Consider the following 26,824-nt stretch of genomic DNA (forward strand, 5'->3'; position numbering starts at 1 on the left):
TACCGGTCCTTGCCCGTCGACAGGCCCCATCCGTGGGGCCTGTTCACGTTTCGGGGGACAAGCCGGAACAGAAGAAACGCTTTCCCTCACCCCACAGAAAGACAAAAACCGGAGGCGGGACGGCCTCCGGTTTTCATGTTCCGGTCCAGATATTGCAGCCCTTACGGAGGCGTCCCCCAGCTGAGCCGCGCGGCTCAGCGGGCGTCCCCACCACCATCCGCATCGGCATCCTCGAACCCTTCACCGGGCATCGGCTGCCCAAGATCATGCGGCGTCTCGTTCTCTTTCAGCTTGGCCTCGCGGCGGCTATGGCCTTCCTCCTCCGTATCACGCCAACGCGCCGGCCGGTCCTCGTAGCGCCCCGAAAGCGCCTCGGGGTTGCGCAGCCAGAGATCGCGCTGCGCGAAGGGAATCTCGATCCCCTCACGGGTAAAGCGGGCGGCAATCTGATGGTTCACCTCGGACATCACGCGCAGCTTGAAATTCACATCCGACAGGATCATCCGGATTTCGAAATTCAGGCTATCGGCCCCGAACCCCACGAACACCACATTGGGCGCGGGGTCCATCATCACTGTCGGCTGGTCCTCGGCGATCTCCATCAGGAGTTTCTCGATCCTGCGGGTATCGGTGCCATAGGCCACGCCCACCGGCACGATCAGCCGCCCCGTCATATTGCCGCGCGTCCAGTTGGTCACCTGACCCGAAATCAGATCGGCATTGGGCACGATCACTTCGGTCCGGTCGAAGGTCTCGATACGCGTCGAACGCACCGAGATCGCCTTGACGACCCCCATCTGCGTGCCGACCTCGATCCAGTCGCCTTCCGAAATCGGGCGTTCGATCAGCAAGATGATGCCCGAGACGAAATTCTGCACGATGGTCTGCAGACCAAAGCCCACCCCCACCGACAATGCCCCCGCCACGATGGCAAGCGAGCTGAGGTCGATCCCCGCAGAAGAGATCGCCACCAGAGCCGCGAGGAAAATACCGATATAGCCGATGCCCGACAGGATCGCGTTCTGCCCGCCCTTATCGATATTGGTCTTGGGCAGGATGGTGCTGCGCAGGGCCGCCTGCACCCCACGGGTGATCGCATAGCCGATGGCAAAAACGATGGCCAACACAAGGAAGATGCTCGGAGAAATCCGCACCCCGCCCATATCGAACCCGTTGCTGAACGTGGTCCAGACCTCGCTCAGGTCTTCCACCCTTGCGCCCCAGTTCAGCGCCAGAACCGGCAGCGCCAGCAACACCAGCACAAACCCCATCAGAATCGGCACAAGACTGTCGCGCCCGTCATCCTCGCGCTTGGTCAGCACCACATAGACCTCGGCGACAAAGCGCTGCAGGGTCAGCACCAGCCCCGCAAGGAACAGCGATTTGATCATCGGCCAGATCAGCTGGTTGGCCGCATTGACATAGCCGATCGCCCCCAGAAGCGGGCCGACAACCGCCACAACGATCACCGCATTGCCGATCAGCAGGATCAGGCTGTCACCGAAGGCACGGTCAACCGACTGCTTGTCTTCATTGCGCACATGGCGGCGCAGCACCGCCCCCGTGCGGAACAGCGCAAGCCCCGCCAAGATCTGCAACGGCAGGGTCAGCGCCGCCAGCGCCGCATCAAGCTGTGTGGCCGCTGTGCTGGCCGCATCCGCCGTTGCAGAGCTGACCGAGGCGCGTGTCAGCGCCATCGCCTGTTCGACAACCCAATGGCCGAACGGGTCCCACAGGGCCTGCAGGAAGCCCATCGACACCACCAGCAGGCGCCCTTCCGCGCGGCGTTCGCTGAGCAGGTTGAACGGGCTGGCCTGCCGGTCATTCCACGGGAACAACCGCCCCGCCAGCCATGCCGAGAACAGCGTGACGGTGGCCACGCCCGCCAGAACACGCAGGAAATCCTGCCATGTCGCGCCGAACAGTCCCGAAATCTGCAGCGCCTGCAACAGCAGCACGATCCCGCCCAGCGGCACAAGGATCTGCCCCACCGAGACGATCATCTCGATCACCATCCGCGCCCGCATGGAAGACCGGCCCAGCAGCCATTGCGACAGATCCTCCATCCAGCGCCGCCCGCGCCCCAGCAGCACCAGGGCCACCAGCACAAGACCGGCAATTACCGGACCATTCTCGCGCAGTTCCTCGAAGCGGGTGGTGCCCTCAAGCTGGGCCTTGCTTTCCTCATACAGCTTGCCCGTCAACTGCCCTGCCACTTTCAGCGCCGAGGCCCAGTTGACCGGATTGAGCGGCGACGGCGACAGCCGCAGCAGCTTGTCCGTCGACCGGCTGCGCAGCTCGCTATCAAGCGAGCGGATCAGCCCGTCGGCGCGTGTGGCCGCCTCGGTGGCGGTGATCGACGGGGCCTGCAATTTGGAAAGCTGGTCATTCAGGTCGCTGCGGCGTTTGGCAATGGCCGCGTCTTCGCTGTCGCCTTCGGCAGGTGCCGGACCCAAAGCTTCAATCTGGTCGCGTATCGTCTTGATCTGGCTGGCATTCGTGTCACGGGCGGCATTGAATTTATCGCGCCATGTGACCAGCGTTGCTCGCAGGTCTTCCAGATCCTGTTCGCTGATCTGCGCCGTATCCTGATTGATCGAGGTCTGGGCAGATGCGGCAAATTTTTCCCATGATTTATAATCAGGGGCAGTTTGGTCCTGCGCCCAGACCATGCCTGCGACCAAAAGGAAGAAGACGGTGGCGGCAGCGCGCAGGACCTGTTGTATCATCCCTCGAAAACCTCGGGCATCGCTGCGGGGGCGCGGTCCAGCCATTCGGGAACCGGCAGGGATTTCTCTTTGAGGAATTCGGGATTGAACAGCTTGGACTGGTAGCGGTTGCCATAGTCGCACAGGATCGTGACGATCCGGTGGCCCGGCCCCATCTCTTTCGCCATGTGGATCGCACCGGCGATATTGACGCCGGAAGACCCGCCAAGGCACAGCCCCTCTTCCTGCAGCAGATCGAAGATGATCGGCAGGGCTTCGTCATCATGCACGTTATAGGACATATCCGGGGTGAACCCGTCGAGATTTGCGGTGATGCGCCCCTGACCGATGCCCTCGGTGATCGACGAGCCCTCGGCTTTCAATTCGCCTGTGGTGTAGAAGCTGTGCAGCGAGGCGCCATCGGGATCGGCAAGGCCGATCTTCACGCCCTTGGGCTGCAACGCCATGCCCGTGCCCGCAAAAGTACCGCCCGAGCCGACCGAACAGATAAAGCCATCCACACGGCCCCCCGTCTGGTCCCAGATTTCCGGACCGGTGGTCTGGATATGGGCCTCGCGGTTGGCGGTATTGTCGAACTGGTTTGCCCAGATCACCCCGTTGGGGTCGGTCTTGGCCAGCGCCTCGGCCAGACGGCGCGAGTAATGGACATAGTTATTGGGGTTCTTGTAGGGGGCGGCAGGCACCTGCACCAGCTCGGCACCTGCAAGGCGGATCATGTCTTTCTTTTCCTGAGACTGGGTCTCGGGGATCACGATCACGGTCTTGAACCCCATCGAGGCCCCGACCAGTGCCAGACCGATGCCGGTATTGCCCGCCGTGCCTTCCACAATCGTGCCACCCGGCTTGAGCTGGCCGCGTGCGACCGCATCCCGGATGATAAACAGCGCCGCGCGGTCTTTCACCGATTGGCCGGGGTTCAGGAATTCGGCCTTCCCCAAGATCTCACAGCCGGTCAGCTCGGAAGCTTTTTTCAGCTTGATCAGGGGCGTATTCCCTACCGCCTGTGCCAGATCCTCGCATACTCTCATGATCTTCTCCAATCGATTGCAGCGCCACTTGTCGGCCCCAGACTTAGGACGGGCGATTGGCGGCCTCAAGTCATATTCGTCGCGCAAGCGGGCCCTCAAGCCGAATTTAGGCGAAAATTCTCGCGCGAAATCGGCAATTTGCAAAACGCGCGTTCGTGGTCCTTGCAAAAGGCGGACCGCCGTCAAGGCCGCTTTGCCAAAGCTGTGTAAATGTCCTTATCCACCCGTGCCCCCTCCCGTGCATGGCCCCCGAACGTAGCCCGCATGCAGGGACAGGCAGCCCCCCCCTTTGCACGGGCCTCGGGTCTCGGGCTTGGCCGCCGCGTCCGGACGGGATCGCCCTAGGCTTGGCCGAATTCGGCGCGCAGGGCATCGCGGTGGCGGATCAGGGCCTGCGCGCAGATCACGACCATCGAATTGTTCAGCTCGCCCGCATCCAGAAGCGCCACCATCTCGTCGAAGCTGACCAGATGCGGGCGGATATCCTCGCCCTCCTCCGCCAGCCCCCCCGGCGCGGCGGCATCATCCGTCAGGTCAGCGATCCCGATATAGCTATAGACATATTCGCTTTTGGCACCGGGAGAGGAATAATACTGCGCGGCAGGCACCAGCTTGCGCAGGCTCAGATGCGCCTCTTCCTGCGCCTCGCGCAAGGCGGTCTGCTCGGGGGTTTCCAGCGGATCGACACGGCCCGCAATCGCCTCGAGAAGCCACGGATTGCCATCGCCGCGCGCCATCGGCCCCACGCGGAACTGTTCGATCAGCAGCACCCTGTCGCGCACCGGATCATAGGGCAGCACCACCGCCGCATCGCAGGACACGAAAACCGCGCGCTCCATCGGGGCGGACAGCGCACCCGAGAATTTGCGGAATTGTAGCCGGTAATCCTCGACCGAGAAGAACTTGGCATAGGGCATACGCCGGTCGGACACGACGATATCGCCGCGTTCCGCACGGCGCCGGAGTGTGGCGGGGCCGGTCTCGCGGGCGCGCACACGCGCCGCAGCCCGCACCATCATGGCCTCGCGGCGGTCATAGATCTGGTCGAAATCCAGATCCTGCAGGCTGGCCATCGTATCCTCGACAGCCTCGGTCGCCAGCTCGCCCCAAGTCTCGGCCCAGTCGGCAAGGTCCCATGCGCCACCCGTCTGCCACGCGCCCTCGTCCGGCAAAAAGACCTGCGCCCGAACCGTGCCGCCAATTCCATCGGCACTGACATCGCAGGCATGCAGGCAATATCCGCCCTCATAGGCGTAAAGGCGGGCATCCTCTTCGGGAGTTTCGGTATCGATCAGAATGCCGGGAACGCCCAGATCCGAGGGCACCAGAATGGGAAAGGGCAGGTCTTCGCCATTGCGGCGCGCCACGCGCGGCTCGTAGCCATCCAGAAAAGCGGGGCGCATATTCGGCATCCGGCCCAGAACGCGTTCCAGCAAGGGCGGATAGCTAAGGGTTCCGTAGAAGAAATACGTTTTGGTCACGCGATCACCTTATCAAGTCTTGCCAGCCGGAGGGGCGTGGCCTGCCGGACCGAGGGTCAGGACCAGCGCCGCTGTGTCAGCCATGTCAAGATAGCAGCGGTAACGCAACCCACAATGACCATGCCAAGCATGTCAACAGAAAGTAATTCCCCCGCAGCCCGCAACCCGAAGCTGAGACCATCCAGCAAAGCGCCGAAAACATTGGTGCTTTTGACCATATGCGCATGACGGAACATATCGAGTGCGCCCAGATAGACCACCGTCATCGCTGCCAGATAAAGCGCCATCCGCAGCCCCGCCAGCACGGTACGGTAGGGCGTGCGCAGCGTTTCGCGGCCCAGCCCGTACCAGCCGCCCAGAAGCCCCGTCAGCCCAAGCACCGGCACATATCCCTTGGTCACGGTGGACACGGGCAGAAGGCCAAGCGCCGCTTCGGCACAGGCCCAGGCCACCCCCCCCAGCGCGAGCGCGGCAACCGCCCGCGAGGCGGTTGGCATCCGCGCCCTTGCATTGTCATAGCCGATACGCTGCATCGCGCGCCCCCTGCCCGTCACCAAGATCGGCAGCACCATCGCGCAGGAATATGTCCAAAATTGGAAAGGCGCGGGAAAGCCTAGCCTTTTTTATGCCTCTCATAGGCCGCAAGCGCCTTTTCGCGCCCTTCTTTCAGATCCACCAGCCGCGGCGGATAACGGTCATCCGCAGACATCCGCCATGATTTCGGGATCGCATCGAAATATTGCAGCGCCGTTTTGCCGGGCTGCGGCTGTCCTTCGGCGATCCAGGCGCGGCGGTAGCGGCCATCGGGGTCGAATTTCTGGGCCTGCGTCTCGGGATTGAACACGCGGAAATAGGGCGCGGCATCGGGGCCGCAGCCCGCCACCCATTGCCAACCCATCGCATTCGAGGCGGGATCCCAATCGGTCAGGCAGTCCTCGAACCAGCGCAGCCCCACCCGCCAATCGGTCATCAGATGCTTGGTGAGGTAAGAGGCCACGATCATCCGCGCACGGTTATGCATCTGGCCGGTGACGAACATCTCGCGCATCGCGGCATCCACAAAGGGCTCGCCCGTACGACCGCGCCGCCACGCCTCGGCATCGTTATTGTCGCGCCGCCAGCCGAAGCCGTTCCACTCGGCCCGCCAGTTCTCGTGATCGAGCGTGGGGAAATGATAGAGCAGATGCCATGCGAATTCGCGCCAGACGAGTTCCTTCAGAAAGGTCTCGGCCCCCGCACTACCGGCTTCCATACGCGCCCAGCCGCTATGCCAGAGGCTGCGCGGGCTGATCTCGCCATAGGTCAGATTCTCCGACAGGTTCGAGGTGCCCTTCTGGTCGACCTGATCGCGGGCAGTCTTATAATCGTCAATCTTGTTCCCGAAGAAAGAGGCCATGCGCCCTTGGGCCGAGGCCTCGCCAATGCAGGCATGTTCCGCCAGCACAGGCCCCCCGCGCCGCATCTGCGCCCCCATCTGCCATGAAGCCAGAGTCTCGCTGTCCGGCCATGTCTCGGGCGCGGCCAGCGCGCGCACCGTGTCACAGGGGGTGTCCACCCCGCGTCCCTTCACGGCATTCCAATAGGGGGTGTAGACCTTGTAGGGCTCGCCCTTGCCGGTGGCGACATCCCACGGCTCGAACATCAGATGGCCCTTATGGCTATGCGCCCCGATGCCGCCCTCCCTCAAAGCCGCCTTCACCGCCCTGTCGCGCGCAATCGAGGCCGGATCATAGGCGCGCGACCAGTGCACCTGCGTGGCCCCCGTCTCCTGCACCAGCCCCTGCAGGACCTCCAGCGCCGCCCCCTTGCGCAGGATCAGACGGCTCCCGATCTCCTCAAGCCGTGCCGCAAAACTGGCGATGGCCTCCCCCCAGCGCCATTTGGCCGCAGCCCCCGTTCCGGCCACGATCTCGTCATGGATGAAGACGCAGATCACGGGAGCGCCAGTTTTTTCGGCAGCCACCATCGCCGGATGATCATGCAGACGGAAATCGCGTCTGAGCCATAGAATAACCGGTTTCAACCCCATGAATCCCTCCGTCAAGCCATTGAAAGGGCTAAATAGCTGGCAAATGACCCACGTCCAGCCCCCAAACCCGCTCACGACGCGGCACGGCAATGTGAAAATCCCTCTTGTCGCGTCGGACGCTGCGTTTTAGCGTCGGGGGAGAACACATAAAACAGGGACTTCCATGAAACATTTCACCTCTCTGCTCGCAGGCGCGGCCTGTCTGATCGGTCTGCAGGCACAGGCTGAAAGCCCCGATCTTCTGGTCTTTGACTGGTCGGGCTTTGAAGTGCCGGGCCTGTTTGCGCAATATGCCCAGAAATATGGCGCCGGCCCCAGCTATACCTTCTACGGCGATGACGACGAGGCCTACCAGAAGCTTGCCTCGGGCTTCAAAGCCGATGTAGCCCATCCCTGTTCGCAGATGGTGTCGAAATATCGCGATGCCGGTCTGATCGAGCCGTGGGACGTCTCGCGCATTCCCGCCTTCAAGGATATCGACCCGAAATTCCTCAATTCCAAGATCTTCAAGGATGATCAGGGCGTGTGGTATATCCCCACCGACTGGGGCGCGACCGCCATCGCCTATAATCCCGAGAAAGTGCCTGCCGAGGATGTGGCCTCTCTGGATGTCTTCCTGAACCCGAAATATCAGGGCCGTATCTCGCTGCCCGACAGCTCGGATGATGTCTGGGCGCTGGCCTATCTGGCCACCGGCGTGTCGGACTGGACCAATGTGACCGAAGACCAGTTCCAGGCAGCGGCGGCATGGCTGCGCAAAGCCCACCAGAATGTGCAATCCTACTGGACCGACCCTTCGGAACAGGCCCAGACCATGGCGTCGGGCGAAGTGCTCATTTCGTGGTCGTGGAATGATGGCGTGACCTATCTCAAGGCCGATGGCTATCCGGTGGCCTTCCAGCGCGCCCCGAAAGAAGGCTCGTCCACCTTCTTCTGCGGCTATGTCAACCTCAAGGATGGCCCCGGTTCGGAAGATCAGGCCTATGACTTCATCAATTCGTGGCTGGCCCCCGCGGCAGCCCCTGCCCTGATGGAGGCCATCGGATATGGCCATACCAACGTCAAGGCGATGGAGCAGTTCTCGAAAGAGGATCTGGATGCCGCAGGTCTTGGCCATGTCGATGCCCCGATCCTTGCCCAGACCCCCAATGACCCGCAGATGCGCGAACGTCAGCTGGCTGAGTTCGAAAAGATCAAGGCCGGGTTCTGATCCCACCCTTGCAAGCCCGCGAAAGCCGCCCCGCCGAGGGCGGCTTTTTTTATGGGCTGTATGGAGGCCCCTTTTCAGACCCCGGGGCGTGGCTTTGATGTCATATATCAGAAAATTCTGATATGAACGTAACGCTCTGCCCGCGGATTAACGATCTGTTAACCACTGCACGCAACAGTTGTTGTGTTAACTATACCCAATGAGGCGCAGGTCTCGTGATACAGAGTAGGCAGTTCGGTGACATATGGGTTCAAAATCGCGATTATGCCGGAATCCGGTGGCATAGACACGCCTGTGATGGGCGGGATCAACCAGCCCGGCTACGGTCAGAGAAGCCGGTTTGAAAGCCTGCGCAGCGCCGAGCTTAAAAACAGATCTGTCGAAGCGATTATTCGCGCCGAAACCACCCATGCCAAGGTTTTGGCCGATACGCTGCATGCCCAGATGCGCACCGTCGAGATGTGGCAGACCCATCTGGACCGGTTGCTCCGCCGCCGTAAAATCTCGCAAAACGAGACACTCTGCCCGATCCTCGAAAGCGAGATCCGGAAAATCTCGGCGCGGCTGGAAAAGGCGGTGGACCGGCTCAAGCTCGCGCAGGATGCGATTGCCACACATGGGCCTGATATTGCAGCACGAATTGAACACTGGCGCGCAATGGCCAGCCCCGAGGTATAAAAACCCCTTTCCTTCCGCCCCCACGCGGCCCAGATAGGCGATATGATACTCGATATTGCCATCCTCGCCTTCGCCGCCGCTATGGGCCTGTTCATGTTCTGGCCGAGGATGCGCGCGCGCCCCGGATGGCGGGCAATGATCACGCCGCTGGCCTCGATCATCGGTTCGGGCTTTCTGGTTCTGGGACCGATCCTTCAGGTCCGTTATGGCTGGCTGGCCCCGGCGGTCATGGCCGCGCTTTGCCTTCTTGCATGGGCCTTCGGCAGCGCGATCCGTCACAATATCGCCTGCCTCGAACACGAGACGGCCCCCGCGCATGGCATTCGCGGGCTTGAAACCCTGTCTTCGGTGGCGCTCGGGGTCGCCTATGTGATCTCTGTCGCCTATTACCTCAATCTTTTCGGGGCTTTCGCCGTGTCGCTGACCCCGTGGGACACCAGCCTGAACGCCAAAATCGTGACCACGGTGGTGTTTGTGGTGATTGCGGCGGCGGGCCTGTCGGGCGGGTTCAAACGGCTCGAGCGGATGGAATATGCCAGTGTCTCGCTGAAACTGGCCATCATTGCGGGACTGCTGCTGGGGCTGGCGGTCTATTTCCTGTCGGAAACCTCGAAAGGCACGCTCTATCTGCTGCCGCCCGATCTGGGGCCGCTGGAAGCGGTCCGGTTGGGCTTTGGTCTGATTGTCACCGTGCAGGGCTTCGAGACCGCCCGCTATATGGGGCGCAACTATGATGCCCCGACCCGCATCCGTGCGATGAAGCTGGCGCAATGGCTCTCGGCGGGGATCTATATGGTGTATATCGTGCTTCTGGCCTATGTCTTCCCGCCCGGCGAGATGAAGCTGACCGAAACCGCCATTATCGAAATGATGCGGGTGGTCGCACCGATCCTGCCGGTCATGCTGGTGGCCGCAGCACTTGCGGCACAGTTTTCGGCAGCGGTGGCCGATACCGGCGGCGCGGGCGGGCTGGCCGCAGAGCTGAGCCATAACCGCCTGCGTCCGGGCTTTGCCTATGTCATGCTGGTGGCCCTTGGCATCGCGCTGACATGGACGGTCGATCTGTTCGCGATCATCTCCTATGCCTCGCGCGCCTTTGCGGCCTATTACGCACTCCAGTCGGCCTTGGCGGCGCTGCGGGCCCAAGGCGGGCAACGCCTGCGCTATGCGGGGCTTGCGGTGCTGGGCGCGGCGATCGCGATTTTCGGGATATCTGCCGAAGGATAAGGCCACATTCGCGTGAACATCCGTGCTAAGGGTGTGAAACGCTCCGTGTCATCCCCATGTCACCCGATATGCGCTATGCTGCAGATGCGAAGCCATTCGGGATGTCTCTCATGAACAGATACAGACTGCCCCATAGTCTGCGCGAACATGTCGCCGACGGGGTCATGCATGTGTTGGGGCTGGTCACCGTGATTGCGGGGATCAGCGGACTGCTGGTCTGGGCGGCACTCACCGGCCCTGTCACCCATATCTGGCCTCTGGCCATTTACGCGGGCGGATTGCTGGCCAGCTTCGGTTTTTCCGCAGCCTATAACCTGACGCTTCACGCCCCGACCCGCGCCGTTCTGCGCCGCTTCGACCATGCCGCGATCTATCTGCTCATCGCCGGCACCTATACCCCGATGGCCCTGCTGGGCCTTGAGGGCCGGACCGGATGGGCGCTGGCGATTGCCTCTTGGGTGATTGCGGGCATCGGGCTGGTGATGAAGCTTGGCTTTTTCAACCGCTGGCACCGTCTGGGATTTGTGATGTATCTCGCGATGGGCTGGATCGGCTTGGTCGCGAGCTACCCGATTGTCACCTCCCTGCCGCTGACGGCCGTGATCCTGATCGTGACGGGCGGCCTGATTTATACCGCAGGCACGGTTTTCCATGTGATCGAGCGCATCCCCTTTTCGCGCGCGATCTGGCATGGCCATGTGCTGGCCGCCGCCGTGACGCATTTTATCGCCATCGTGCTGCTGGCCGCACCCGCCTGACATCCGCCGCGCCCCGACAACCGGCAGGCCAACGAGATTTCCGTTGACGCGCCGCCCGGCTTTCGGCATGGCTCGGGCATGTTGAAAATTTCCGATATCACCTATTCCATCGAAGGCCGTCCTCTGTTCGAGGATGCCTCCGCCACCATCCCCGACGGCCATAAAGTCGGCCTTGTCGGCCCCAATGGTGCGGGGAAAACCACGCTGTTCCGGCTGATCCGCGGACAGGCCGTTCTGGAAAAGGGCGATATCTCGCTGCCCTCGCGCGCCAAGGTGGGCGGTGTGGCGCAGGAGGTGCCTTCCTCCGCGACCAGCCTGCTTGATACGGTGCTGGCGGCAGATACCGAACGGTCAGGACTTCTGGCCGAGGCCGAAACCGCCACCGATCCGGCCCGCATTGCCGAGATCCAGACCCGACTGGCCGATATCGATGCATGGTCGGCGGAAGGACGCGCCTCGTCCATCCTGAAGGGCCTGGGCTTTGACGCCGAGCAACAGCTGATGCCCTGCTCCGATTTCTCGGGCGGCTGGCGGATGCGTGTGGCGCTGGCGGGGGTGCTTTTTGCCCAGCCGGACCTGTTGCTGCTGGACGAACCGACCAACTATCTCGACCTCGAAGGGGCGCTCTGGCTCGAGCAATATCTGGCGAAATACCCCCATACGGTGATCATCATCAGCCACGACCGCGGGCTCCTCAACCGCGCGGTCGGCTCGATCCTGCATCTGGAGGGCAAGAAGCTGACGCTCTATTCGGGCGGCTATGACAGTTTCGTGCGCCAGCGTGCCGCCAATCGCGAACAGCAGGCCTCGGCGGCCAAAAAGCAGGACGAGCGCCGCGCCCATCTGCAGAAATTCGTCGACCGCTTCAAGGCCAAGGCCAGCAAGGCCAAACAGGCGCAGGCCCGCGTGAAGATGCTGGAGAAGATGGAAACCATCACCGCTCCCGAAGATGCGGCCAAACAGGTTTTCACCTTTCCCGAACCCGAACAGCTTTCCCCGCCGATCGTTGCCCTTGAAGGGGGCTCTGTGGGCTATGACGGCCGCGCGGTGCTGCAACGGCTGAACCTGCGCATCGATCAGGACGACCGGATCGCCCTGCTGGGGCGCAATGGCGAGGGCAAATCGACGTTGTCGAAATTGCTGGCAGGAAAGCTTGCGCCGATGACCGGCTCGATGGTGAAATCTTCCAAGCTGCGCATCGGCTATTTCGCGCAGCATCAGGTGGACGAGCTGGATCTGGGGGCCTCGCCGCTGCTGCATCTGCAACGCATCCGCCCCGATGAGGGGCAATCGAAGCTGCGCGCACGGCTTGCGGGCTTCGGGCTGGGCGCGGATCAGGCCGAAACCGAGGTCGGGCGGCTGTCGGGGGGGCAGAAAGCACGGCTGTCGCTGCTGCTGTCAACCATCGACGCGCCGCATATGCTGATCCTCGACGAACCGACCAACCACCTTGATATCGAAAGCCGCGAGGCACTGACCGAGGCGCTGAACACCTATACCGGCGCGGTGATTCTGGTCAGCCACGATATGCATCTTTTGTCGATGGTGGCCGACCGGCTCTGGCTGGTAAAGGAAGGGCGCGTGGCCCCCTATGAGGCCGATCTTGATGCCTACCGGCAAGAGCTTCTGACCCCGCCCAAAAAGGACGCCGCCCCCGAAGCGCCCAAACCCAAGCCCAAACGCGCACCACGCGAACAGGTGCTGGCGCTGCGTTCGGAGGTCCGCAAATGCGAGGAACGGGTACAGAAGCTGGAGGAAATGGCCGGAAAGCTGTCCACCAAACTTGCCGATCCCGCGCTGTATGAGGACGGGCGCGCCGGAGAGCTTGAAACATGGAACCGCAAATATGCGGAGCTGCGCGAGGCGATGGACCGTGCCGAAGCGCTTTGGATGGACGCTTTGGAAAAGCTGGAAACGGCAGAGGCCCCCTAAGGGGCCTTTTCCTTAAGGCAAACGGAAGCTCCGCGCGCGGTCCTGCGCTTCCCAATCCGCCACAGCCGCCTGCCCCCCCAGTGCCTGAAGAAGCGGCGCAAGCTGGCGTTCATAGATACGCCATTTATCAAGCCCCTTGGTATTGACCCCTTCGCGCACCTGCATCACCGACGCGGTGCGGACCGAACGCACCTCTTCGGTCGTGGCCGGAGTGTCGGATGCGGCTGAAAGACCCGCAAAAGACAGGATCTCGCCCATCTGGGCCTCACGATCCTCGACCAGTGCGCGGTAGGATTGCACCCGCATCCGGTCGCCGAAAATCCGTTTGTTGATATCGCGCATCCGCCATGTCTGCCGCATGACCCCGCCGATCTTGTCGAGATGGGTGTGATAGGGCACAAGGGTGGTAAAGTGGAGCTTGAAATTCGACAGCCCCACATCCATCGGGTGCCGCTCCATATGCAGGATCCGCAGATCGGGCAGCACTGCCCGCGCCACCCAGAGGCTGAACGCATCCGCGGGCATTTTGGTCACCAGAACCTTACCGGCGGGGGTGTGTTTGGGAAGACTGCCTAAAAAATGCCAGCGCAGCTGCTCGACCATAGGGCGGTCGAGCTTGCGCAGTTTTTCCAGCCGCGCGACATCGGTATGCGAGAAATCCGGCAGCCCGGACAGCAGGGCCGGACCGCACAGACACAGATGCTCCCCCATCGCGAACGTGTCGGGATGCTGCGCCAGCAAGGTCTCGGTGATGGTGGTGCCGGAACGCGGCATGCCGCAGATAAAGACAACCTTCGGCATTTGCCAGGCAGGATCGGCGCTGGGAAGATCGGCGGCAATCTCGTCGAGCAGGTCGACATAGCGCGCAAGCTGGTCCACATCGAACTCGCCCTTGATCAGCCGGTTCATCTGCTTCCAGTAGCCGAACGCTTTGGCCGGACTGCCATAACATTCCTCGGCCCGTGCAAGCGCTTGCAGGACTTCGCTTTTGACCGAAGCCGGCAGATCTGTCTGGAGCGATTTTTTCAGATAGCGGGCCTGCGCGCTGTTCGGGCTAACGGGGTCGATCTGCCCGATCGTCGCGCGCAAAACGACCGATTGCGGCTCGATCTCCAGCGCTTGGGAAAAACACATGCGCCCCTCTTCGGTCGCGCCATAATTCATGAGACGCTGTCCGAGAATGAACCAGCCGGCAGAGAATTTCGGGAACCGTTCAACCAGAATACGCAGCAGTTCCAGCGCCTTGCCTTCCTCCCCGAGCTGCCAGAAGGTTTCGGCCAGATCGAGGATATACTCGGGCGTGTCCCCGTGAAGTGCGGCAAGATCCTGAAGAAAGTGCAGCGCCTTGACGAAATGCCCCTTTTCGAAAAAGGTCAAAAACTCCGCACGGGTATCGCTATATCTGATTGCACGCATTCTGCTGCCCTGTCCTATGAACTTGGCTGCAGTATCGGGACAAGAAGCAAAGAAATCCTTTACCAAAATAAAAAGCCGGCCCCGAAGGACCGGCTTTGCCGTTTCAAAGGCCGATGCCGTTACATCGCGCCAAGCGTGAAGACGCGGGTGACATCGAACTTCATGCTCCACTGCTCGTCCGAACCGGCTTTGGTGATCGGGCTGTCTTTGGCATCGTTCATCAGCTTGTCATAGCGCACCGAGCCTTCAACACCCCAGCCGCCGTCAAAGCGGTATTTGGCACCGAATTCCACACCGGCGGACAAGAATCCCCCATCGGGATCGAAGGCCGTCAGCGAACCGCCTGCGGCAGCCGAGGCTGCGGCTTCCGCCGCCGACACGCCGTAATAGGTTTGCGCATAACGTTCCGTGCCCCAGAAGGCGCGCGGCCCCATGGTCAGGGTCAGGCGCTCGGTCGGATGCAATTTGAGATCGGCACCGACCTCCCCGACCCAGGTGTTATGACCGATAACGCCATAACGCACATCGCTGTAAACCTTGTAATAATCGGTGTCATAGCTCAGCCCCAGCCCCATTTCCAACGAGGCGTCCACATCGCTCAGACCGGCAAGCTCGTCATAATCGCTGGAATCGCGCTTGCCGATATAGCGGAACGACCCCGAGACCCCGAGGCCCGATTTCTCGGCATAGGGATCCGGATTGCCATAGGTCAGGCCGCCATATTGCAGCGCATGGATGCGGAACACCATATCGGGGCCTGCGGTGTAATCATCCGATCCCGGATATTCCGGGCTGACCGAAACACCCGCGCCAAGCGTGAACTTCATTCCGGCGCCGGAGGATTGCGTCGAAACGCGCGGGGTCGAGAAATTATACCCTTCGGACTGGCTGGTTTCGGCCTGTGCAACAGGAGCCAGAAGCGGCAGCAAGGCAACCGAAGCTGCGGCGATTTTTGCAGTGATCTGGGTCACGGTATGATTCCCTCGTTCTTGGTTCCGCATCGCGCGGCCCGTCGATAATTTGCGCAGATATTAAAGCAGATCGCCAAACTTGCCACTCCTGCAATCAATTTCCCGCGAAACTGTTGCATGGATATATCACGCCCTCCTGCGCCCGCGAAACCGGCCCGTTTCCTTGATCAAAATGATCAACCATTGACCGGTGATCACGGAATTGGCATATCTCGGACGGTCTATAGGAGGTTTCCCATGCGCCCGTTTTCTTTGCTTGCGCCCGTTCTGGCAGTCCTGCCGCTGCCCGCTTTGGCCGATGTGAATATCTATTCGCACCGCCAGCCGGAACTGGTGCAACCGCTTCTGGATGCGTTCACCGCGAAAACCGGCATCAAGGTCAATGTGGCCTATATCGCGCAGGGCATGGTCGAGCGTCTGCAGGCCGAGGGGCGGCGCTCGCCCGCCGATCTGGTGATGACGGTCGATATCGCCCGCCTGACGCAGGTGGTGGATGGCGGTGTCACGCAGCCGGTCGCGGACCCCGCGCTGGATGAGGCGATCCCGCCCGCCTTCCGCGACCCCGATCATCAGTGGTTCGGCCTGACCTCGCGCGCACGGATCATCTACGCCTCGAAAGAGCGCGTGGCCGAGGGCGAAATCACCACCTATGAGGATCTCGCCGATCCGAAATGGAAAGGCCGCATCTGCACCCGTCCCTTCACCTCGGATTACAACGTCGCGCTGACCGCCGCCTATATGATCCATCATGGCGAAGCAGCCACCCGCGACTGGCTGACCGGTCTCAAGGCCAATCTGGCCCTGAAACCCTCGGGCAATGACAGCAGCCAGGTGAAATCCATCTGGGCGGGGCAGTGCGATATCAGTCTGGGCAACACCTATTACATGGGCCAGATGCTGGCCAATGCCGAAAGCGCCGAATGGGCCGAGAGCGTGTCGATCCGCTTTCCGGTCTTCGAGGGCGGTGGCACCCATATGAACATTTCGGGCGTCGCCATGACCAGATCCGCCCCGAACAAGGACGACGCGCGGGCGCTGATGGAGTTTCTGGTCTCGGACGAGGCGCAGCATATCTATGCCGAAACCAATCACGAATTTCCGGTAAAAGAGGGCGTGGCCCCTTCGGAACTGGTCAAAAGCTGGGGGGGCTTCACCCCCGACGGGCTGGATCTTGTCGAGATCGCGAAAATGCGCCCCGCTGCGCTCAAGCTGATCGAAGCGGTGAATTTCGACGGTTGAGCCAAGCGGCGCGTCTGTCCGGGCGGGCCTGTTCTGACGGGTCTGGCCCCGCAGACCCGTTGCCGCAGATCCGCCTGCCCGCTGGACATTCCCGCAGACGCCCCGCACTCTGCTTCCAAAAGGAGTGCAGGGCATGACACGCAAGATCATCATCGACACTGATCCGGGGCAAGACGATGCGGTGGCCATCCTCTTGGCGCTGGCCAGTCCGGAACTGGAGGTTCTGGGGATCACCTGCGTTGCGGGGAATGTGCCGCTGGAGCTGACCGTCACCAATGCGCGCAAGATCTGCGAACTGGCCGGCCGACGGGAGGTGAAGATTTTTGCGGGCTGCGACGCGCCACTCGCGCGGCCCCTGATCACCGCCGAACATGTGCATGGCAAAACGGGGCTTGACGGGATCGACCTGCCCGCCCCCACGATGCCCGTGCAGGAGATGCATGCGGTGGATTTCATCGTGCAGACCCTGCGCAATGCGGCGGATGCCAGCATCACGCTGGTGCCGGTGGGCCCGTTGACCAATATCGCAACCGCGCTGCGCCGCGCCCCCGAACTGGCCTGTAAAATTCAGGAGATCGTGCTGATGGGCGGGGCCTATTTCGAGGTCGGCAACATCACCCCCACGGCCGAGTTCAACATCTATGTCGATCCCGAGGCGGCGCAGATCGTGCTGGCCTCCGGCGTTCCGATCACCATGATGCCGCTGGATGTGACCCATAAGGCCCTGACCTCGGCCGACTGGGTGCAGAGCCTGCGCGATCTTGGCACCTTGCTGGGCGAGGCTGTGGCCTCCTGGACCGATTTCTTCGAGCGTTTCGACAAGGAGAAATACGGATCGCAAGGCGCGCCTTTGCACGACCCCTGCACCATCGGCTACCTCATCGACCCGAGCCTTTTTGCGGGGCGCCATATCAATGTCGAGGTCGAGGTGCTTTCGCCCCTGACATTGGGCATGACCGTGGCCGACTGGTGGCGCGTCACGTCACGCGCCCCCAATGTGATGTTCATGAACGAGGTCAGGCGCGATGCCTTCTTTGCCCTGATACGGGACCGGATCGCCCGCCTCTAGCCTCGCGTTTCAGGGCTTTCCAGCAAGGCCAGCAGACGGGCCTCTGCCGCAGACAGCCCGCGCAGCTTGACGGGCTCCAGATCGGGCAACCGCCCCGCCTCGGCCAAGGCAATCACCTTCGGGTGGATATAGCTGTTGCGCGCCACTGTCGGGGTGTTGTTCAGACGCGCGGCCGCCGCGCCGGAAAGCGCCTTGATCGTCCGCCCGCCCGCCTCGGCGGCCTCGAAAGCGGCAAGGCTGCCGGACCATGTGCGGAAGGTTTTGGCCGTGAAATTTCCCTGACCCAAGTCAGAGAGATAGGCATTCAGCTGGTCAGAGCCGAGCGCGCGTGGCGCTCCGTCCTCGTCGATCCAGGTGATCAGCTCCGCCCCCGGTAAATCGCGCGCCTGATCAAGCACTTTCAGCAGCTTGCGGTCGGTCAGGCGCCGGCGTATTTTCTTGCCGCCTTTGGCGGTATAGCTCAATCGCAGCCCGTCCTCGCAAAGCCGCATCTGGCGACGGCGCAGGGTCAGCGCCCCGTAGCTGCCATTGGCCTGCGTATAGGCCGCATTGCCCACGCGCATCGCCAGACGGTCGATCAGCAGCACCGCCGCGGCAAGGGCGAAGGACATCTCGCCCGGCCCCTCGGCCAGATCACGGGTGACCGCGCGCCGGATACGCGGCAAGGCATGGCCGAAACCGGTCAGGGTCTCGAATTTCTCTGCCGCCCGCGCCTCGGACCAGAGCGGATGATAGCGGTATTGCTTGCGCGTGCGAGCATCCAGCCCCGTGGCCTGTAAATGCCCGTTCTCGCGCGGCGAGATCCAGACCTCCTCATAGGCGGGCGGAATGCCCAGAGCCTCGATACGTGCGCGTTCGGGGCCACGGGCCAGCGTGGTGCCGTCGGGCAGCGTGTAGCTGAACCCGCGCCCGCAGCGCCTGCGCGCGATGCCGGGACGGCTGTCGGGGTAAAAGCACAGCCCCTCTGGCAGATCTTCCGGCGCAGCCCGCATTTTCATCTGCGGTCCGCAGGCCGCCTGCAATGACGTCTCCTGCGGGCTGGCTGATGCCGCCCCTGCCATTCACCCCGCCTCCAGTTCGGAGCCAAGCTTGAGCACCCGCGCCCCATCCTCCTGATGGATCTCGTAGGCGGGATTTTCGGCGCTGCCATTGCGGGTGATCGTGCTGCCATCGATCTGGCGCTCTACCCGCGTCTCATGGCGGCTGGCAATCTTGCCCCTGGCCTCGCCCTGCCCCCAGCTCCACGTGACCCACTGGCCGGTCCGGAACGCATTCCCCATCGCCTCTCTCCTCTTGCTGCCTGCGCAACGCCAACGGGATGGCCCGCAAGAAGTTCCCGAAAACGCGCGGGGTTCCCGAAAGGCGGCCTTGCCCCTATATCTGCGTCAACAGGAGGCCCCATGACCGCATCCCATCCCATTCCCTTCACCAATAGCTATGCCAATCTGCCCGAGCGGTTTTTCGCGCCGCAAGCCCCCACGCCGGTCTCTGCGCCCGCGCTGATTGCCGTCAATGACGCGCTGGCCCGCCAGCTTGGCATCGCCCCCGATTTCCTGCGCAGCCCCGAGGGCGTGGCCATGCTGGCGGGCAACCACCTGCCCGAAGGCGCCCAGCCGATTGCTCAGGCCTATGCGGGCCACCAGTTTGGCGGCTGGGTGCCGCAACTGGGCGATGGCCGTGCGGTGCTGCTTGGCGAGGTCACCACACCGCAGGGCAGTTATGACATCCAGCTCAAAGGAGCAGGCCCCACGCCCTTCTCGCGCCGTGGCGACGGTCGGGCATGGGTTGGCCCCGTGCTCCGCGAATATGTGGTCTCCGAGGCAATGGCCGCCCTTGGCCTGCCCACCACCCGCGCCTTGGGAGCGGCCTTTACCGGCGACACTCTCCTGCGCGATATGAAGCGGCGGCGGGGGGCGGTGCTGGCGCGGGTGGCCCGCAGCCATGTCCGCGTCGGCACGTTCCAGTATTTCGCGGCCCGTGGCGATGTCGAGGCGCTCCAGATCCTGACCGATCATGTCATCGCCAAGCTCTATCCCGACTGCGAGAACGCGCTGGATCTGCTACAGGCCGTTGTCGCGGCGCAGGCGCGCCTTATCGCCGGATGGATGAGCCTCGGCTTCATTCACGGCGTGATGAATACCGATAATATGGCAGTTTCCGGCGAGACCATCGATTACGGCCCCTGCGCCTTCAGCGATATCTACCATCCCGAGATGGTGTTCAGTTCCATCGACCAGTATGGCCGCTATGCCTATGGCGCGCAGCCGCAGGTCGCGCTGTGGAATCTGGCGCAATTCGCCACCTGTCTCGTGCCCCTGATGGGGCCACAGGAGGCCGCAGTGGAACAGGCGACCGCAGCCATCAACACCTTCACACCGCTTTATCAGGCCGAATGGCTGGGCCGCTTCGGTCGCAAGATCGGTATCGCCGAGGCACAGCCCGAAGATCTTCCGCTGATTCAGGACTTCCTGACGGCCCTGGCACAGGGACAGGGCGATTTCACCCGCAGCTTTACCGCCTTGCGACGCGGCGGGGATGCGGCACAGGAACTCAGCGATCCAGCGCTGCTGGAGACCTGGACCCCGCGCTGGCAGACACGTCTGGCGCAGGAGGCGGACCCGCAGGGCGTGATGGCCGCCGCCAATCCGCTCCGTATTCCGCGCAACCACCGCGTTGAAGCCGCGATTATGGCCGCAGAAGATGGCGACCTGACCCGCTTCGAGACGCTTATGAAGGCTCTGGCGCAGCCCTATGGCGAGGCCCCTGAATTTGCCGCTTTCGAGGCAGCGCCCGCGCTTTCGGAACGGGTCATCCGCACCTTCTGCGGCACCTGATCCTAGCGCCCGCGCCCGCGCCGCCGCTTACCGATCTTGCGGAAAAAGCGGCGGTTGCGGGTCACGAAATCCTCGAAGAAGGCACGGGTAAAGCCGGGGCCGCGCCCGTAAAGATAGGCCCAGCCCGCCAAAGCCCCCAATGCGCCACCGATCACATCGACGATCAGATCGCCCATCGTATCCATCAGGCCCGATTTCTGCATATTCGTGCCGAAAATCTGGTCCATGCCGAATTCGAAAATCTCCCATAGCGCCCCGATCGTCACCGCGAAGGAAAAGGCGATCAGCGCCATCGCCCAACGGGGAGCGGCATAGCGGTCCCCTTCGAACAGCATGAAAACGAACACAAATCCCACCAGCCCGAAGCCAAGCGCCGAGCCCCCATGCAGCGCGATATCCCACCACCAGAAACGGTTGTAGAAATCGAATGCCTCACCGAGGAAGATGGTGGCGAAGATAAAGCCCGTCACCGCCACGACCAGCGCCGTGGGCATCGAGATCCCGATGCGCGAGCTGACATAAAGCGGCACCAGAGTCAGCACGAAGGTAAACAGGGCCACCCCCGCCAGCGGCCACTGACGCTCGAACAGCGCAAGCAGGAATTCAAAGGCCAGCATCCCCCAGATGACCTTGACCGGCCAAGGCTGCATACGGGCGATATCGAGGGGCGTCTTGCGTGTCATACGCGAAATATGGGACAACTCCACCGGTTCGGAAAGACCGCAGTGCCGCCCGACCCCACGCGATCACAAAAAATTTCGGATCAATCCGCCACGAAACGAGATTTTTTTCCGCAGACAGGGTGACAAACAGAACCGGCATTCTATATCGGGCCTCAAGATAGGCATGCTGATAACCAATGACTCTCCGAATAGCCTCGTACAATATCCACAAATGCGTCGGTGTTGATCGCCGTCGGGATCCGCATCGCATCATCGATGTCCTCAATACGCTCGATGCCGATGTCATCGCGTTGCAGGAAGTCGACAGGCGGCGCGGCGCGCGCCCTGCGGCCCTGTCGGCAAGCCTGATCGAGGCCGAAACCGACTTCCGCACCATCGAGCAACCCCGCACCGGCCCCGACAGTCTGGGCTGGCACGGGCAGGCGTTTCTGGTCAAGCGCGGGGTCGAGATGCTGTCCTGCACAGGGATCGAACTGCCGGGGCTGGAGCCGCGCGGAGCCTTGCATCTGAGCCTCAAGGCCGAGGAGGATCTGCCCTTCTCGATCTTTGCCGCCCATCTGGGGCTACGCCGCACCGACCGCCGTGCGCAATGGACGCGGATTGCCAAGGAAATGCTGGCCGCCTCTCCGTCGCCTGCACTGGCCATCGGTGATTTCAACGAATGGTCGGGCCGCAACGGCTTCGAGGCCCTGGGCGGGTTTACCGTCCATGCGCCCGGCGCGACCTACCCTTCGGTCGCACCGGTCGGCAAACTGGATCGAATCGTCACCTGCAACCGCGCCCATATCACCCATATGTCGGTGCATGACACGCAGCTGACCCGCCGTGCCTCCGACCACCTGCCGATCTGGGCCGATATCGGCGGGCTGCGTCGCAGACGCTGATCGCAAAAGCACGCCGCGCCGGCGGACCGGCCCTGCGCGGCCGCTTCATGCGGGCTGCGCATGTCGCCCCGTCACGGGAGCATTTCAGAAATTTCATCAAGTTGCGTCGCTAACAGCGCCGTTAGCGGTAACAACGCCCTTTTCACCACTGCCGCCCAAGGATATAGCTTGGCACGGCCCATACAGCACCAAAGTGCAATGACAAGGGAAGAGAGTATAATGAGCACCATCATCGACATCCACGCGCGCGAGATCCTCGACAGCCGCGGCAATCCGACCGTCGAGGTCGACGTGATTTTGGAAGACGGCACCATGGGTCGTGCGGCTGTTCCCTCGGGGGCCTCGACCGGCGCGCATGAAGCCGTTGAAAAGCGCGATGGCGACAAGTCGCGCTACATGGGCAAAGGCGTGCTTGACGCGGTTGCCGCCGTCAATGGCGAGATCGCCGAAGCACTGGTTGGCGCCGATGTGACCGAGCAGGTCGAGATTGACAATGCCATGATCGAACTTGACGGCACCGAGAACAAAAGCCGCCTTGGTGCGAACGCCATTCTCGGTGTGTCGCTGGCCTGCGCGAAAGCTGCCGCCGATTATACCACCCAGCCGCTTTACCGCTATGTCGGTGGCACCTCGGCCCGCGTTCTGCCGGTTCCGATGATGAATATCATCAACGGCGGCGAACATGCCGACAACCCGATCGACATCCAGGAATTCATGATCATGCCGGTCTCGGCCGAAAACATCCGCGACGCGGTGCGCATGGGTTCGGAAGTCTTCCACACGCTGAAAAAAGAGCTGACCGCGATGGGTCTATCGACCGGCTTGGGCGATGAGGGTGGCTTTGCGCCGAACCTGTCCTCGACCAAGGAAGCGCTGGATGTGATCCTGAAATCCATCGAGAAAGCAGGCTATAAGCCGGGCGAGGATATCTATCTGGCGATGGATTGCGCCTCGACCGAATATTACAAGAACGGCAAATACGAGATGAAGGGCGAGGGCCTTTCGCTGACCTCGGAAGAAAACGCCGAATATCTGGTCAAGCTGTGCAACGAATATCCGATCATCTCGATCGAAGACGGTATGGCGGAAGATGACTGGGCGGGCTGGAAGATCCTGACCGAGAAGCTGGGGGGCAAGATCCAGCTTGTGGGCGACGATCTCTTCGTGACCAACCCCAAGCGTCTGGCCGATGGCATCAAGCAGGGCGTGGCAAACTCCATGCTGGTGAAAGTGAACCAGATCGGCTCGCTGACCGAGACGCTGGCCGCCGTCGATATGGCGCACCGCGCACGCTACACCAACGTCATGTCGCACCGCTCGGGCGAGACCGAGGATGCGACCATCGCAGACCTCGCCGTGGCCACCAACTGCGGCCAGATCAAAACCGGCTCGCTGGCACGTTCGGACCGGTTGGCGAAATACAACCAGCTGATCCGCATCGAGGAAATGCTGGGCGAGACCGCAATCTACGCGGGCCGCTCGATCCTGAAATAATCCGGTCTCTCCGGTAAGATCCAAAGGCGCGGCACTGTCCGCGCCTTTTCTTTTGGCCAAGTTTGTTTGACCAGAGGTTTCCGCTTTCGGAAACCTGACAGGTCACTTTCGCGCAAGACGGAAAGCATTTGTCTGGCTAGTTTGCCCCCACGCACCGGTCGCGTCCACTCCCGTTTCCCAGCCTCCCGCCAAAGCCGCGCGGGGGGATCGAAAGGACATCCCATGCAACGACCGCTTCTTCTGGGCATTCTGGCCACCGCCTTCTGGGCCAGCAATTTCGACGCCACCCGCATCGCGCTTGAAAGCCTTGCCCCCCTGACCGCCGCCAGCCTGCGATTTGTCATTGCGACCATCGCCATCATGACCCTTCTGGCCTGCACCGAGGGGCTGGCACTGGCCCCGTTGCGCCGCAATCTTCTGGCCTTCCCCGCATTGGGCATTCTGGGGGTGGCAGGGTTCAATGCCGCGCTCTGTATCGGGCTGCAAAGCTCCAGCCCGCTGACGGGGGCTCTGATCATGGCCACAACGCCGCTTAGTTCGACGCTTCTGGAAAGCCTTCTGACGCGCAAATGGCCTGCGGTACAAACCTTCTGCGGTATGGCGCTGAGCCTGTTCGGGGTGGCGCTGGTGCTTGGCCGTGGCCATTTCGCGACGATAGGGGCAATGCTGACACCGGGAGATCTGGTGATCTTTGCAGGCTCTCTGGCGTGGGCGGCCTATGGTGTGGGGTGCAAACGCTTCGTAAAGGACGCCTCGCCATTGGCCATCTCAAGCTGGACCATGCTGTTCGGCACGATTGCCTTGGTGCTGACGTCGCTGACAGAGGGAAACCCGCTCCGCGCCGCGTGGCGGGCCGCTCCCGACGCGCTGCTGGCCTCGCTCTGGATGGGGATCGTGGGCTCGGCGCTGGCCTATATTTTCTGGACGATCGCGATTGCAGGACGGGGCGTGGCGCGCACGGCGATCCTGTTCAATCTCGTGCCGGTCTTTGCCATGCTGATCGGCTGGGGCATCGGCCGAGCCCCCGCGCCGCTGCAGATCCTCGGCACGGCCATCACGATCCTCGGTGTCGCCCTGACGCAAATGCGCCTGTCGCGCTTGACAGCACGCCCGTCCCGCGGCCCAATCGCATCATGAGCATTGCCGATCAAATCATCAAAACCCTGGATCTGGCCCCCCATCCCGAAGGGGGCCATTACCGCCAGACATGGATCGCCGAGGGCACGGGCCGTGCTGCGGGCACCTGCATCTATTTCCTGCTGAAAGCCGGAGAGACCAGCCACTGGCACAGGATCGATTCCACCGAAATCTGGCTCTGGCATGCAGGGGCACCGCTGACGCTGTCGCTTTCGGCCAGCGACGCGGGGCCTGCAACCGACCACCGGCTTGGCCCCGACATTCTGTCGGGCGACCGCCCACAGGTGATTGTGCCGCCCCATCACTGGCAGGCCGCCCGCAGCACAGGCAGCTATAGCCTTGTCAGCTGCACCGTTTCCCCCGGCTTCCGCTTCGAGGGCTTCACGCTGGCGCCCGAAGGGTTCGACATCGCGCGCGGCTGATCAGTTGGTGCAGAAAAACCGCTGCCCCGTATCCGTGACCCCCCAGTATTCGACAAAATCGAAACCGTGATCGCTGCATAGGCCGCGCGCCTGCGCATAATTCTCGCCCGCAGGCGCGTCTTCGTCGAAGTCGTGATCGATCTCCGAGAAGGTGATCATCTGGCCGTTATAGATATAGCCCGGAGCCTCCTGCCCCGCCATCAGGGCCGGTCTGGGAAGATCGGGCAAAGCGGGAAGATCGGGAAGATGTGGCAGGAAATTGGGCGGCGCGATGCGCGAGGCGATCTCGGGTGTGTGCCCACACCCCCAAAGAAGAAAGGGCAACAAAATCATAAACTTGTTCATCCACTCGGCCTTTACGTATTTTTATCGTTGAAAAGCCGGGCAAATTTATGCCGATCACGCGGGCTCACAAACCCGAGATCCCGAAGGTGTTAATGAATGATTAATTCTGTTGCCGGAAAATCGCGCCTTTACACGGGGTAGTTGATCTGCCCGCCCCCGACTTGCGCAGCAACACCCGTGGTCGCCGGACCCGAGGTCGGCAGCCCCCGCGCCACCCTGACGGCCAGATAGGCAAACGCCTGCGCCTCCAGCATATCGCCATCCAGCCCCAGATCCTCGACAGGGGCCACCGCACAGGGCACACGCCTCGCGATCTCTGCCACCAGCGCCTCGTTCAGCCGCCCGCCGCCGCAGAGATAGAGATGTTGCGGCATCTCCCTGAAATGCTCGAACCCGCGGGCGACCGATGCCGCAGAACAGGCCGTCAACGTGGCCGCCGCATCGGCATCGCCCAGCCCCGAAACCAGTTCCAGCACGCCATGAAAATCGTTCCGGTCCAGAGATTTCGGCGGTATTTTCAGAAAATACGGATGGGCAAGAAACGCCTCGACAACCGCCTCGTCAACCTTGCCCTGCGCGGCAAGCGCGCCACCTTCATCCTGACCGAGATTGAAGCGCAGCCGCATCAGGTCATTGATGGGAGCATTGGCAGGGCCGGTATCGAAGGCCAGCACCGCTGCCTCCTCCTCGGGGGCGGCGCGGCGCGGATCGACCCATGTGACATTGCCGACCCCGCCCAGATTGAGAAAGACACAAGGCGCGTCCAGCCCCGCCCATTTGGCGCAGGCAAAATGGAAATAGGGCACAAGCGGTGCCCCCTGCCCGCCAAGCCGGACATCCGCCGTGCGGAAATCCCAGACCACAGGCTTGCCCAGCACCTCCGCCAGCACCGCCCCATCGCCTGCCTGATGGGTCCCCCGCCCGCGCGGCTCATGCGCCAGCGTCTGGCCATGAAAGCCCACGATCTCGGCCTCGGAAAAGGCACTGAGAATTTCGGCATGCGCCGTCTCGACGACCTCTGCGGCAGGCTCGACCGCAGCCTCTCCCTGCCATGCCCCCAATGCGCTGTGCAGAACGCCCCGCTCGGCCTCGCTATAGGGCCGGTAATCGGAGCGCCCGAAATCCAGAATCCGCAGACCATCGGTCAATAGCAACGCCGCATCCACGCCATCAAGTGACGTGCCCGACATCGCGCCCACTGCCCAGACAGGACCTGCTTTCAACATGGCTTCCCCTTTACGTGACACAAGGATATACG

General features: G+C 62.3%; 24 protein-coding genes. 12 read left to right on the forward strand and 12 right to left on the reverse strand.

Annotated features, from left to right (window positions below):
• Positions 1 to 194: 194 nt before the first annotated feature.
• From AC2ISB_RS06375 to AC2ISB_RS06395, 5 genes are all read right to left on the reverse strand, one after another.
• Positions 195 to 2,729 carry a DUF3772 domain-containing protein gene (locus AC2ISB_RS06375; protein WP_406720834.1) on the reverse strand — a complete coding sequence of 845 codons (2,535 nt, stop codon included), beginning with the start codon at positions 2,727 to 2,729 and terminating at the stop codon, positions 195 to 197.
• A complete protein-coding gene (locus AC2ISB_RS06380; protein ID WP_486576662.1) occupies positions 2,726 to 3,757 on the reverse strand; it encodes a cysteine synthase A in 1,032 nt (343 codons plus the stop codon). Before AC2ISB_RS06380 ends, AC2ISB_RS06375 begins: the two co-directional genes overlap by 4 nt.
• 341 nt (positions 3,758 to 4,098) lie before the next feature.
• The gene (locus AC2ISB_RS06385; RefSeq protein WP_486576664.1) at positions 4,099 to 5,238 is read right to left on the reverse strand and encodes an NUDIX domain-containing protein; all 1,140 of its coding nucleotides are present in this window, start codon (positions 5,236 to 5,238) and stop codon (positions 4,099 to 4,101) included.
• Between the two features lie 56 nt (positions 5,239 to 5,294).
• Complete coding sequence (locus AC2ISB_RS06390; RefSeq protein WP_486576665.1) at positions 5,295 to 5,810, reverse strand: TrgA family protein; 516 nt, start codon at positions 5,808 to 5,810, stop codon at positions 5,295 to 5,297.
• Positions 5,811 to 5,851: 41 nt separating this feature from the next.
• On the reverse strand, positions 5,852 to 7,267 hold the full coding sequence (locus AC2ISB_RS06395) for a cryptochrome/photolyase family protein (protein WP_486576666.1): 1,416 nt from the start codon (positions 7,265 to 7,267) through the stop codon (positions 5,852 to 5,854).
• Between the two features lie 163 nt (positions 7,268 to 7,430).
• Here AC2ISB_RS06395 and AC2ISB_RS06400 point away from each other — a divergent pair, with 163 nt between their 5' ends.
• The 5 genes from AC2ISB_RS06400 to AC2ISB_RS06420 all read left to right on the forward strand — a co-directional run bounded on the left by AC2ISB_RS06400 (position 7,431) and on the right by AC2ISB_RS06420 (position 13,072).
• Positions 7,431 to 8,477, forward strand: coding sequence for an ABC transporter substrate-binding protein (locus AC2ISB_RS06400; RefSeq protein ID WP_339107423.1), 1,047 nt, complete (start codon positions 7,431 to 7,433; stop codon positions 8,475 to 8,477).
• 237 nt (positions 8,478 to 8,714) lie between these two features.
• Entirely contained in the window at positions 8,715 to 9,155 is a 441-nt protein-coding gene (locus AC2ISB_RS06405; RefSeq protein WP_486576667.1) for a hypothetical protein, read from the forward strand.
• Between the two features lie 42 nt (positions 9,156 to 9,197).
• On the forward strand, positions 9,198 to 10,382 hold the full coding sequence (locus AC2ISB_RS06410; protein ID WP_406736484.1) for a hypothetical protein: 1,185 nt from the start codon (positions 9,198 to 9,200) through the stop codon (positions 10,380 to 10,382).
• Between the two features lie 110 nt (positions 10,383 to 10,492).
• Positions 10,493 to 11,140 carry a PAQR family membrane homeostasis protein TrhA gene (gene trhA / locus AC2ISB_RS06415; protein ID WP_406720838.1) on the forward strand — a complete coding sequence of 216 codons (648 nt, stop codon included), beginning with the start codon at positions 10,493 to 10,495 and terminating at the stop codon, positions 11,138 to 11,140.
• A gap of 78 nt (positions 11,141 to 11,218) precedes the next feature.
• Positions 11,219 to 13,072 carry an ABC-F family ATP-binding cassette domain-containing protein gene (locus AC2ISB_RS06420; protein WP_486576668.1) on the forward strand — a complete coding sequence of 618 codons (1,854 nt, stop codon included), beginning with the start codon at positions 11,219 to 11,221 and terminating at the stop codon, positions 13,070 to 13,072.
• Between the two features lie 12 nt (positions 13,073 to 13,084).
• Here AC2ISB_RS06420 and AC2ISB_RS06425 read toward each other — a convergent pair whose 3' ends face one another.
• Positions 13,085 to 14,488, reverse strand: coding sequence for a tetratricopeptide repeat-containing sulfotransferase family protein (locus AC2ISB_RS06425; protein ID WP_486576669.1), 1,404 nt, complete (start codon positions 14,486 to 14,488; stop codon positions 13,085 to 13,087).
• Positions 14,489 to 14,607: 119 nt separating this feature from the next.
• Positions 14,608 to 15,459 (reverse strand): MipA/OmpV family protein, encoded by an 852-nt coding sequence (locus AC2ISB_RS06430; RefSeq protein WP_339107429.1) that lies wholly within the window; start codon positions 15,457 to 15,459, stop codon positions 14,608 to 14,610.
• Between the two features lie 237 nt (positions 15,460 to 15,696).
• Between AC2ISB_RS06430 and AC2ISB_RS06435 the strand changes: the two genes are divergently transcribed.
• Positions 15,697 to 16,698, forward strand: coding sequence for a Fe(3+) ABC transporter substrate-binding protein (locus AC2ISB_RS06435; RefSeq protein WP_486576670.1), 1,002 nt, complete (start codon positions 15,697 to 15,699; stop codon positions 16,696 to 16,698).
• Positions 16,699 to 16,831: 133 nt separating this feature from the next.
• Positions 16,832 to 17,767, forward strand: a complete 936-nt coding sequence (locus AC2ISB_RS06440) for a nucleoside hydrolase (protein WP_486576671.1) — start codon at positions 16,832 to 16,834, stop codon at positions 17,765 to 17,767.
• Here AC2ISB_RS06440 and AC2ISB_RS06445 read toward each other — a convergent pair.
• Positions 17,764 to 18,828: a DNA topoisomerase IB gene (locus AC2ISB_RS06445; protein WP_486576672.1), complete on the reverse strand. Its 1,065-nt coding sequence runs from the start codon at positions 18,826 to 18,828 to the stop codon at positions 17,764 to 17,766. The two genes, AC2ISB_RS06440 and AC2ISB_RS06445, sit on opposite strands and share 4 nt — an antisense overlap.
• Entirely contained in the window at positions 18,829 to 19,047 is a 219-nt protein-coding gene (locus AC2ISB_RS06450) for a hypervirulence associated TUDOR domain-containing protein (protein WP_339107433.1), read from the reverse strand. It abuts the gene before it with no gap.
• A gap of 120 nt (positions 19,048 to 19,167) precedes the next feature.
• Between AC2ISB_RS06450 and AC2ISB_RS06455 the strand changes: the two genes are divergently transcribed.
• Positions 19,168 to 20,601 (forward strand): protein adenylyltransferase SelO, encoded by a 1,434-nt coding sequence (locus AC2ISB_RS06455; RefSeq protein WP_486576673.1) that lies wholly within the window; start codon positions 19,168 to 19,170, stop codon positions 20,599 to 20,601.
• 2 nt (positions 20,602 to 20,603) lie between these two features.
• Here AC2ISB_RS06455 and AC2ISB_RS06460 read toward each other — a convergent pair whose 3' ends face one another.
• The gene (locus AC2ISB_RS06460) at positions 20,604 to 21,284 is read right to left on the reverse strand and encodes a DUF2238 domain-containing protein (RefSeq protein ID WP_406720844.1); all 681 of its coding nucleotides are present in this window, start codon (positions 21,282 to 21,284) and stop codon (positions 20,604 to 20,606) included.
• 176 nt (positions 21,285 to 21,460) lie between these two features.
• Between AC2ISB_RS06460 and AC2ISB_RS06465 the strand changes: the two genes are divergently transcribed.
• The 4 genes from AC2ISB_RS06465 to AC2ISB_RS06480 all read left to right on the forward strand — a co-directional run bounded on the left by AC2ISB_RS06465 (position 21,461) and on the right by AC2ISB_RS06480 (position 25,221).
• Positions 21,461 to 22,168, forward strand: a complete 708-nt coding sequence (locus AC2ISB_RS06465; protein WP_339107436.1) for an endonuclease/exonuclease/phosphatase family protein — start codon at positions 21,461 to 21,463, stop codon at positions 22,166 to 22,168.
• A gap of 219 nt (positions 22,169 to 22,387) precedes the next feature.
• Positions 22,388 to 23,662: a phosphopyruvate hydratase gene (gene eno, locus AC2ISB_RS06470; RefSeq protein WP_486576674.1), complete on the forward strand. Its 1,275-nt coding sequence runs from the start codon at positions 22,388 to 22,390 to the stop codon at positions 23,660 to 23,662.
• Between the two features lie 222 nt (positions 23,663 to 23,884).
• Positions 23,885 to 24,799 carry a DMT family transporter gene (locus tag AC2ISB_RS06475; protein ID WP_406736475.1) on the forward strand — a complete coding sequence of 305 codons (915 nt, stop codon included), beginning with the start codon at positions 23,885 to 23,887 and terminating at the stop codon, positions 24,797 to 24,799.
• Entirely contained in the window at positions 24,796 to 25,221 is a 426-nt protein-coding gene (locus AC2ISB_RS06480; protein WP_486576675.1) for a cupin domain-containing protein, read from the forward strand. The genes AC2ISB_RS06475 and AC2ISB_RS06480 overlap by 4 nt, the downstream gene beginning before the upstream one ends.
• Here the strand turns inward: AC2ISB_RS06480 and AC2ISB_RS06485 are convergent, their stop codons facing one another.
• A complete protein-coding gene (locus AC2ISB_RS06485; RefSeq protein ID WP_486576676.1) occupies positions 25,222 to 25,566 on the reverse strand; it encodes a hypothetical protein in 345 nt (114 codons plus the stop codon).
• A gap of 128 nt (positions 25,567 to 25,694) precedes the next feature.
• Positions 25,695 to 26,792: an anhydro-N-acetylmuramic acid kinase gene (locus AC2ISB_RS06490; protein ID WP_486576677.1), complete on the reverse strand. Its 1,098-nt coding sequence runs from the start codon at positions 26,790 to 26,792 to the stop codon at positions 25,695 to 25,697.
• Between the last annotated feature and the right edge of the window lie 32 nt (positions 26,793 to 26,824).

This window comes from Thioclava sp. NS-SX20, assembly GCF_057380695.1.

Coding starts and splice junctions, on each gene's coding strand:
- AC2ISB_RS06465 (WP_339107436.1), top strand. CDS start 21,461: ATGACTCTCCGAATAGCCTCGTACAATATCCACAAATGCGTCGGTGTT.
- AC2ISB_RS06425 (WP_486576669.1), bottom strand. CDS start 14,488: ATGCGTGCAATCAGATATAGCGATACCCGTGCGGAGTTTTTGACCTTT.
- AC2ISB_RS06435 (WP_486576670.1), top strand. CDS start 15,697: ATGCGCCCGTTTTCTTTGCTTGCGCCCGTTCTGGCAGTCCTGCCGCTG.
- AC2ISB_RS06445 (WP_486576672.1), bottom strand. CDS start 18,828: ATGGCAGGGGCGGCATCAGCCAGCCCGCAGGAGACGTCATTGCAGGCG.
- AC2ISB_RS06440 (WP_486576671.1), top strand. CDS start 16,832: ATGACACGCAAGATCATCATCGACACTGATCCGGGGCAAGACGATGCG.
- AC2ISB_RS06480 (WP_486576675.1), top strand. CDS start 24,796: ATGAGCATTGCCGATCAAATCATCAAAACCCTGGATCTGGCCCCCCAT.
- AC2ISB_RS06395 (WP_486576666.1), bottom strand. CDS start 7,267: ATGGGGTTGAAACCGGTTATTCTATGGCTCAGACGCGATTTCCGTCTG.
- AC2ISB_RS06380 (WP_486576662.1), bottom strand. CDS start 3,757: ATGAGAGTATGCGAGGATCTGGCACAGGCGGTAGGGAATACGCCCCTG.
- AC2ISB_RS06450 (WP_339107433.1), bottom strand. CDS start 19,047: ATGGGGAATGCGTTCCGGACCGGCCAGTGGGTCACGTGGAGCTGGGGG.
- AC2ISB_RS06420 (WP_486576668.1), top strand. CDS start 11,219: ATGTTGAAAATTTCCGATATCACCTATTCCATCGAAGGCCGTCCTCTG.
- AC2ISB_RS06460 (WP_406720844.1), bottom strand. CDS start 21,284: ATGACACGCAAGACGCCCCTCGATATCGCCCGTATGCAGCCTTGGCCG.
- AC2ISB_RS06490 (WP_486576677.1), bottom strand. CDS start 26,792: ATGTTGAAAGCAGGTCCTGTCTGGGCAGTGGGCGCGATGTCGGGCACG.
- AC2ISB_RS06390 (WP_486576665.1), bottom strand. CDS start 5,810: ATGGTGCTGCCGATCTTGGTGACGGGCAGGGGGCGCGCGATGCAGCGT.
- trhA (WP_406720838.1), top strand. CDS start 10,493: ATGAACAGATACAGACTGCCCCATAGTCTGCGCGAACATGTCGCCGAC.
- eno (WP_486576674.1), top strand. CDS start 22,388: ATGAGCACCATCATCGACATCCACGCGCGCGAGATCCTCGACAGCCGC.
- AC2ISB_RS06455 (WP_486576673.1), top strand. CDS start 19,168: ATGACCGCATCCCATCCCATTCCCTTCACCAATAGCTATGCCAATCTG.
- AC2ISB_RS06475 (WP_406736475.1), top strand. CDS start 23,885: ATGCAACGACCGCTTCTTCTGGGCATTCTGGCCACCGCCTTCTGGGCC.
- AC2ISB_RS06400 (WP_339107423.1), top strand. CDS start 7,431: ATGAAACATTTCACCTCTCTGCTCGCAGGCGCGGCCTGTCTGATCGGT.
- AC2ISB_RS06375 (WP_406720834.1), bottom strand. CDS start 2,729: ATGATACAACAGGTCCTGCGCGCTGCCGCCACCGTCTTCTTCCTTTTG.
- AC2ISB_RS06410 (WP_406736484.1), top strand. CDS start 9,198: ATGATACTCGATATTGCCATCCTCGCCTTCGCCGCCGCTATGGGCCTG.
- AC2ISB_RS06485 (WP_486576676.1), bottom strand. CDS start 25,566: ATGAACAAGTTTATGATTTTGTTGCCCTTTCTTCTTTGGGGGTGTGGG.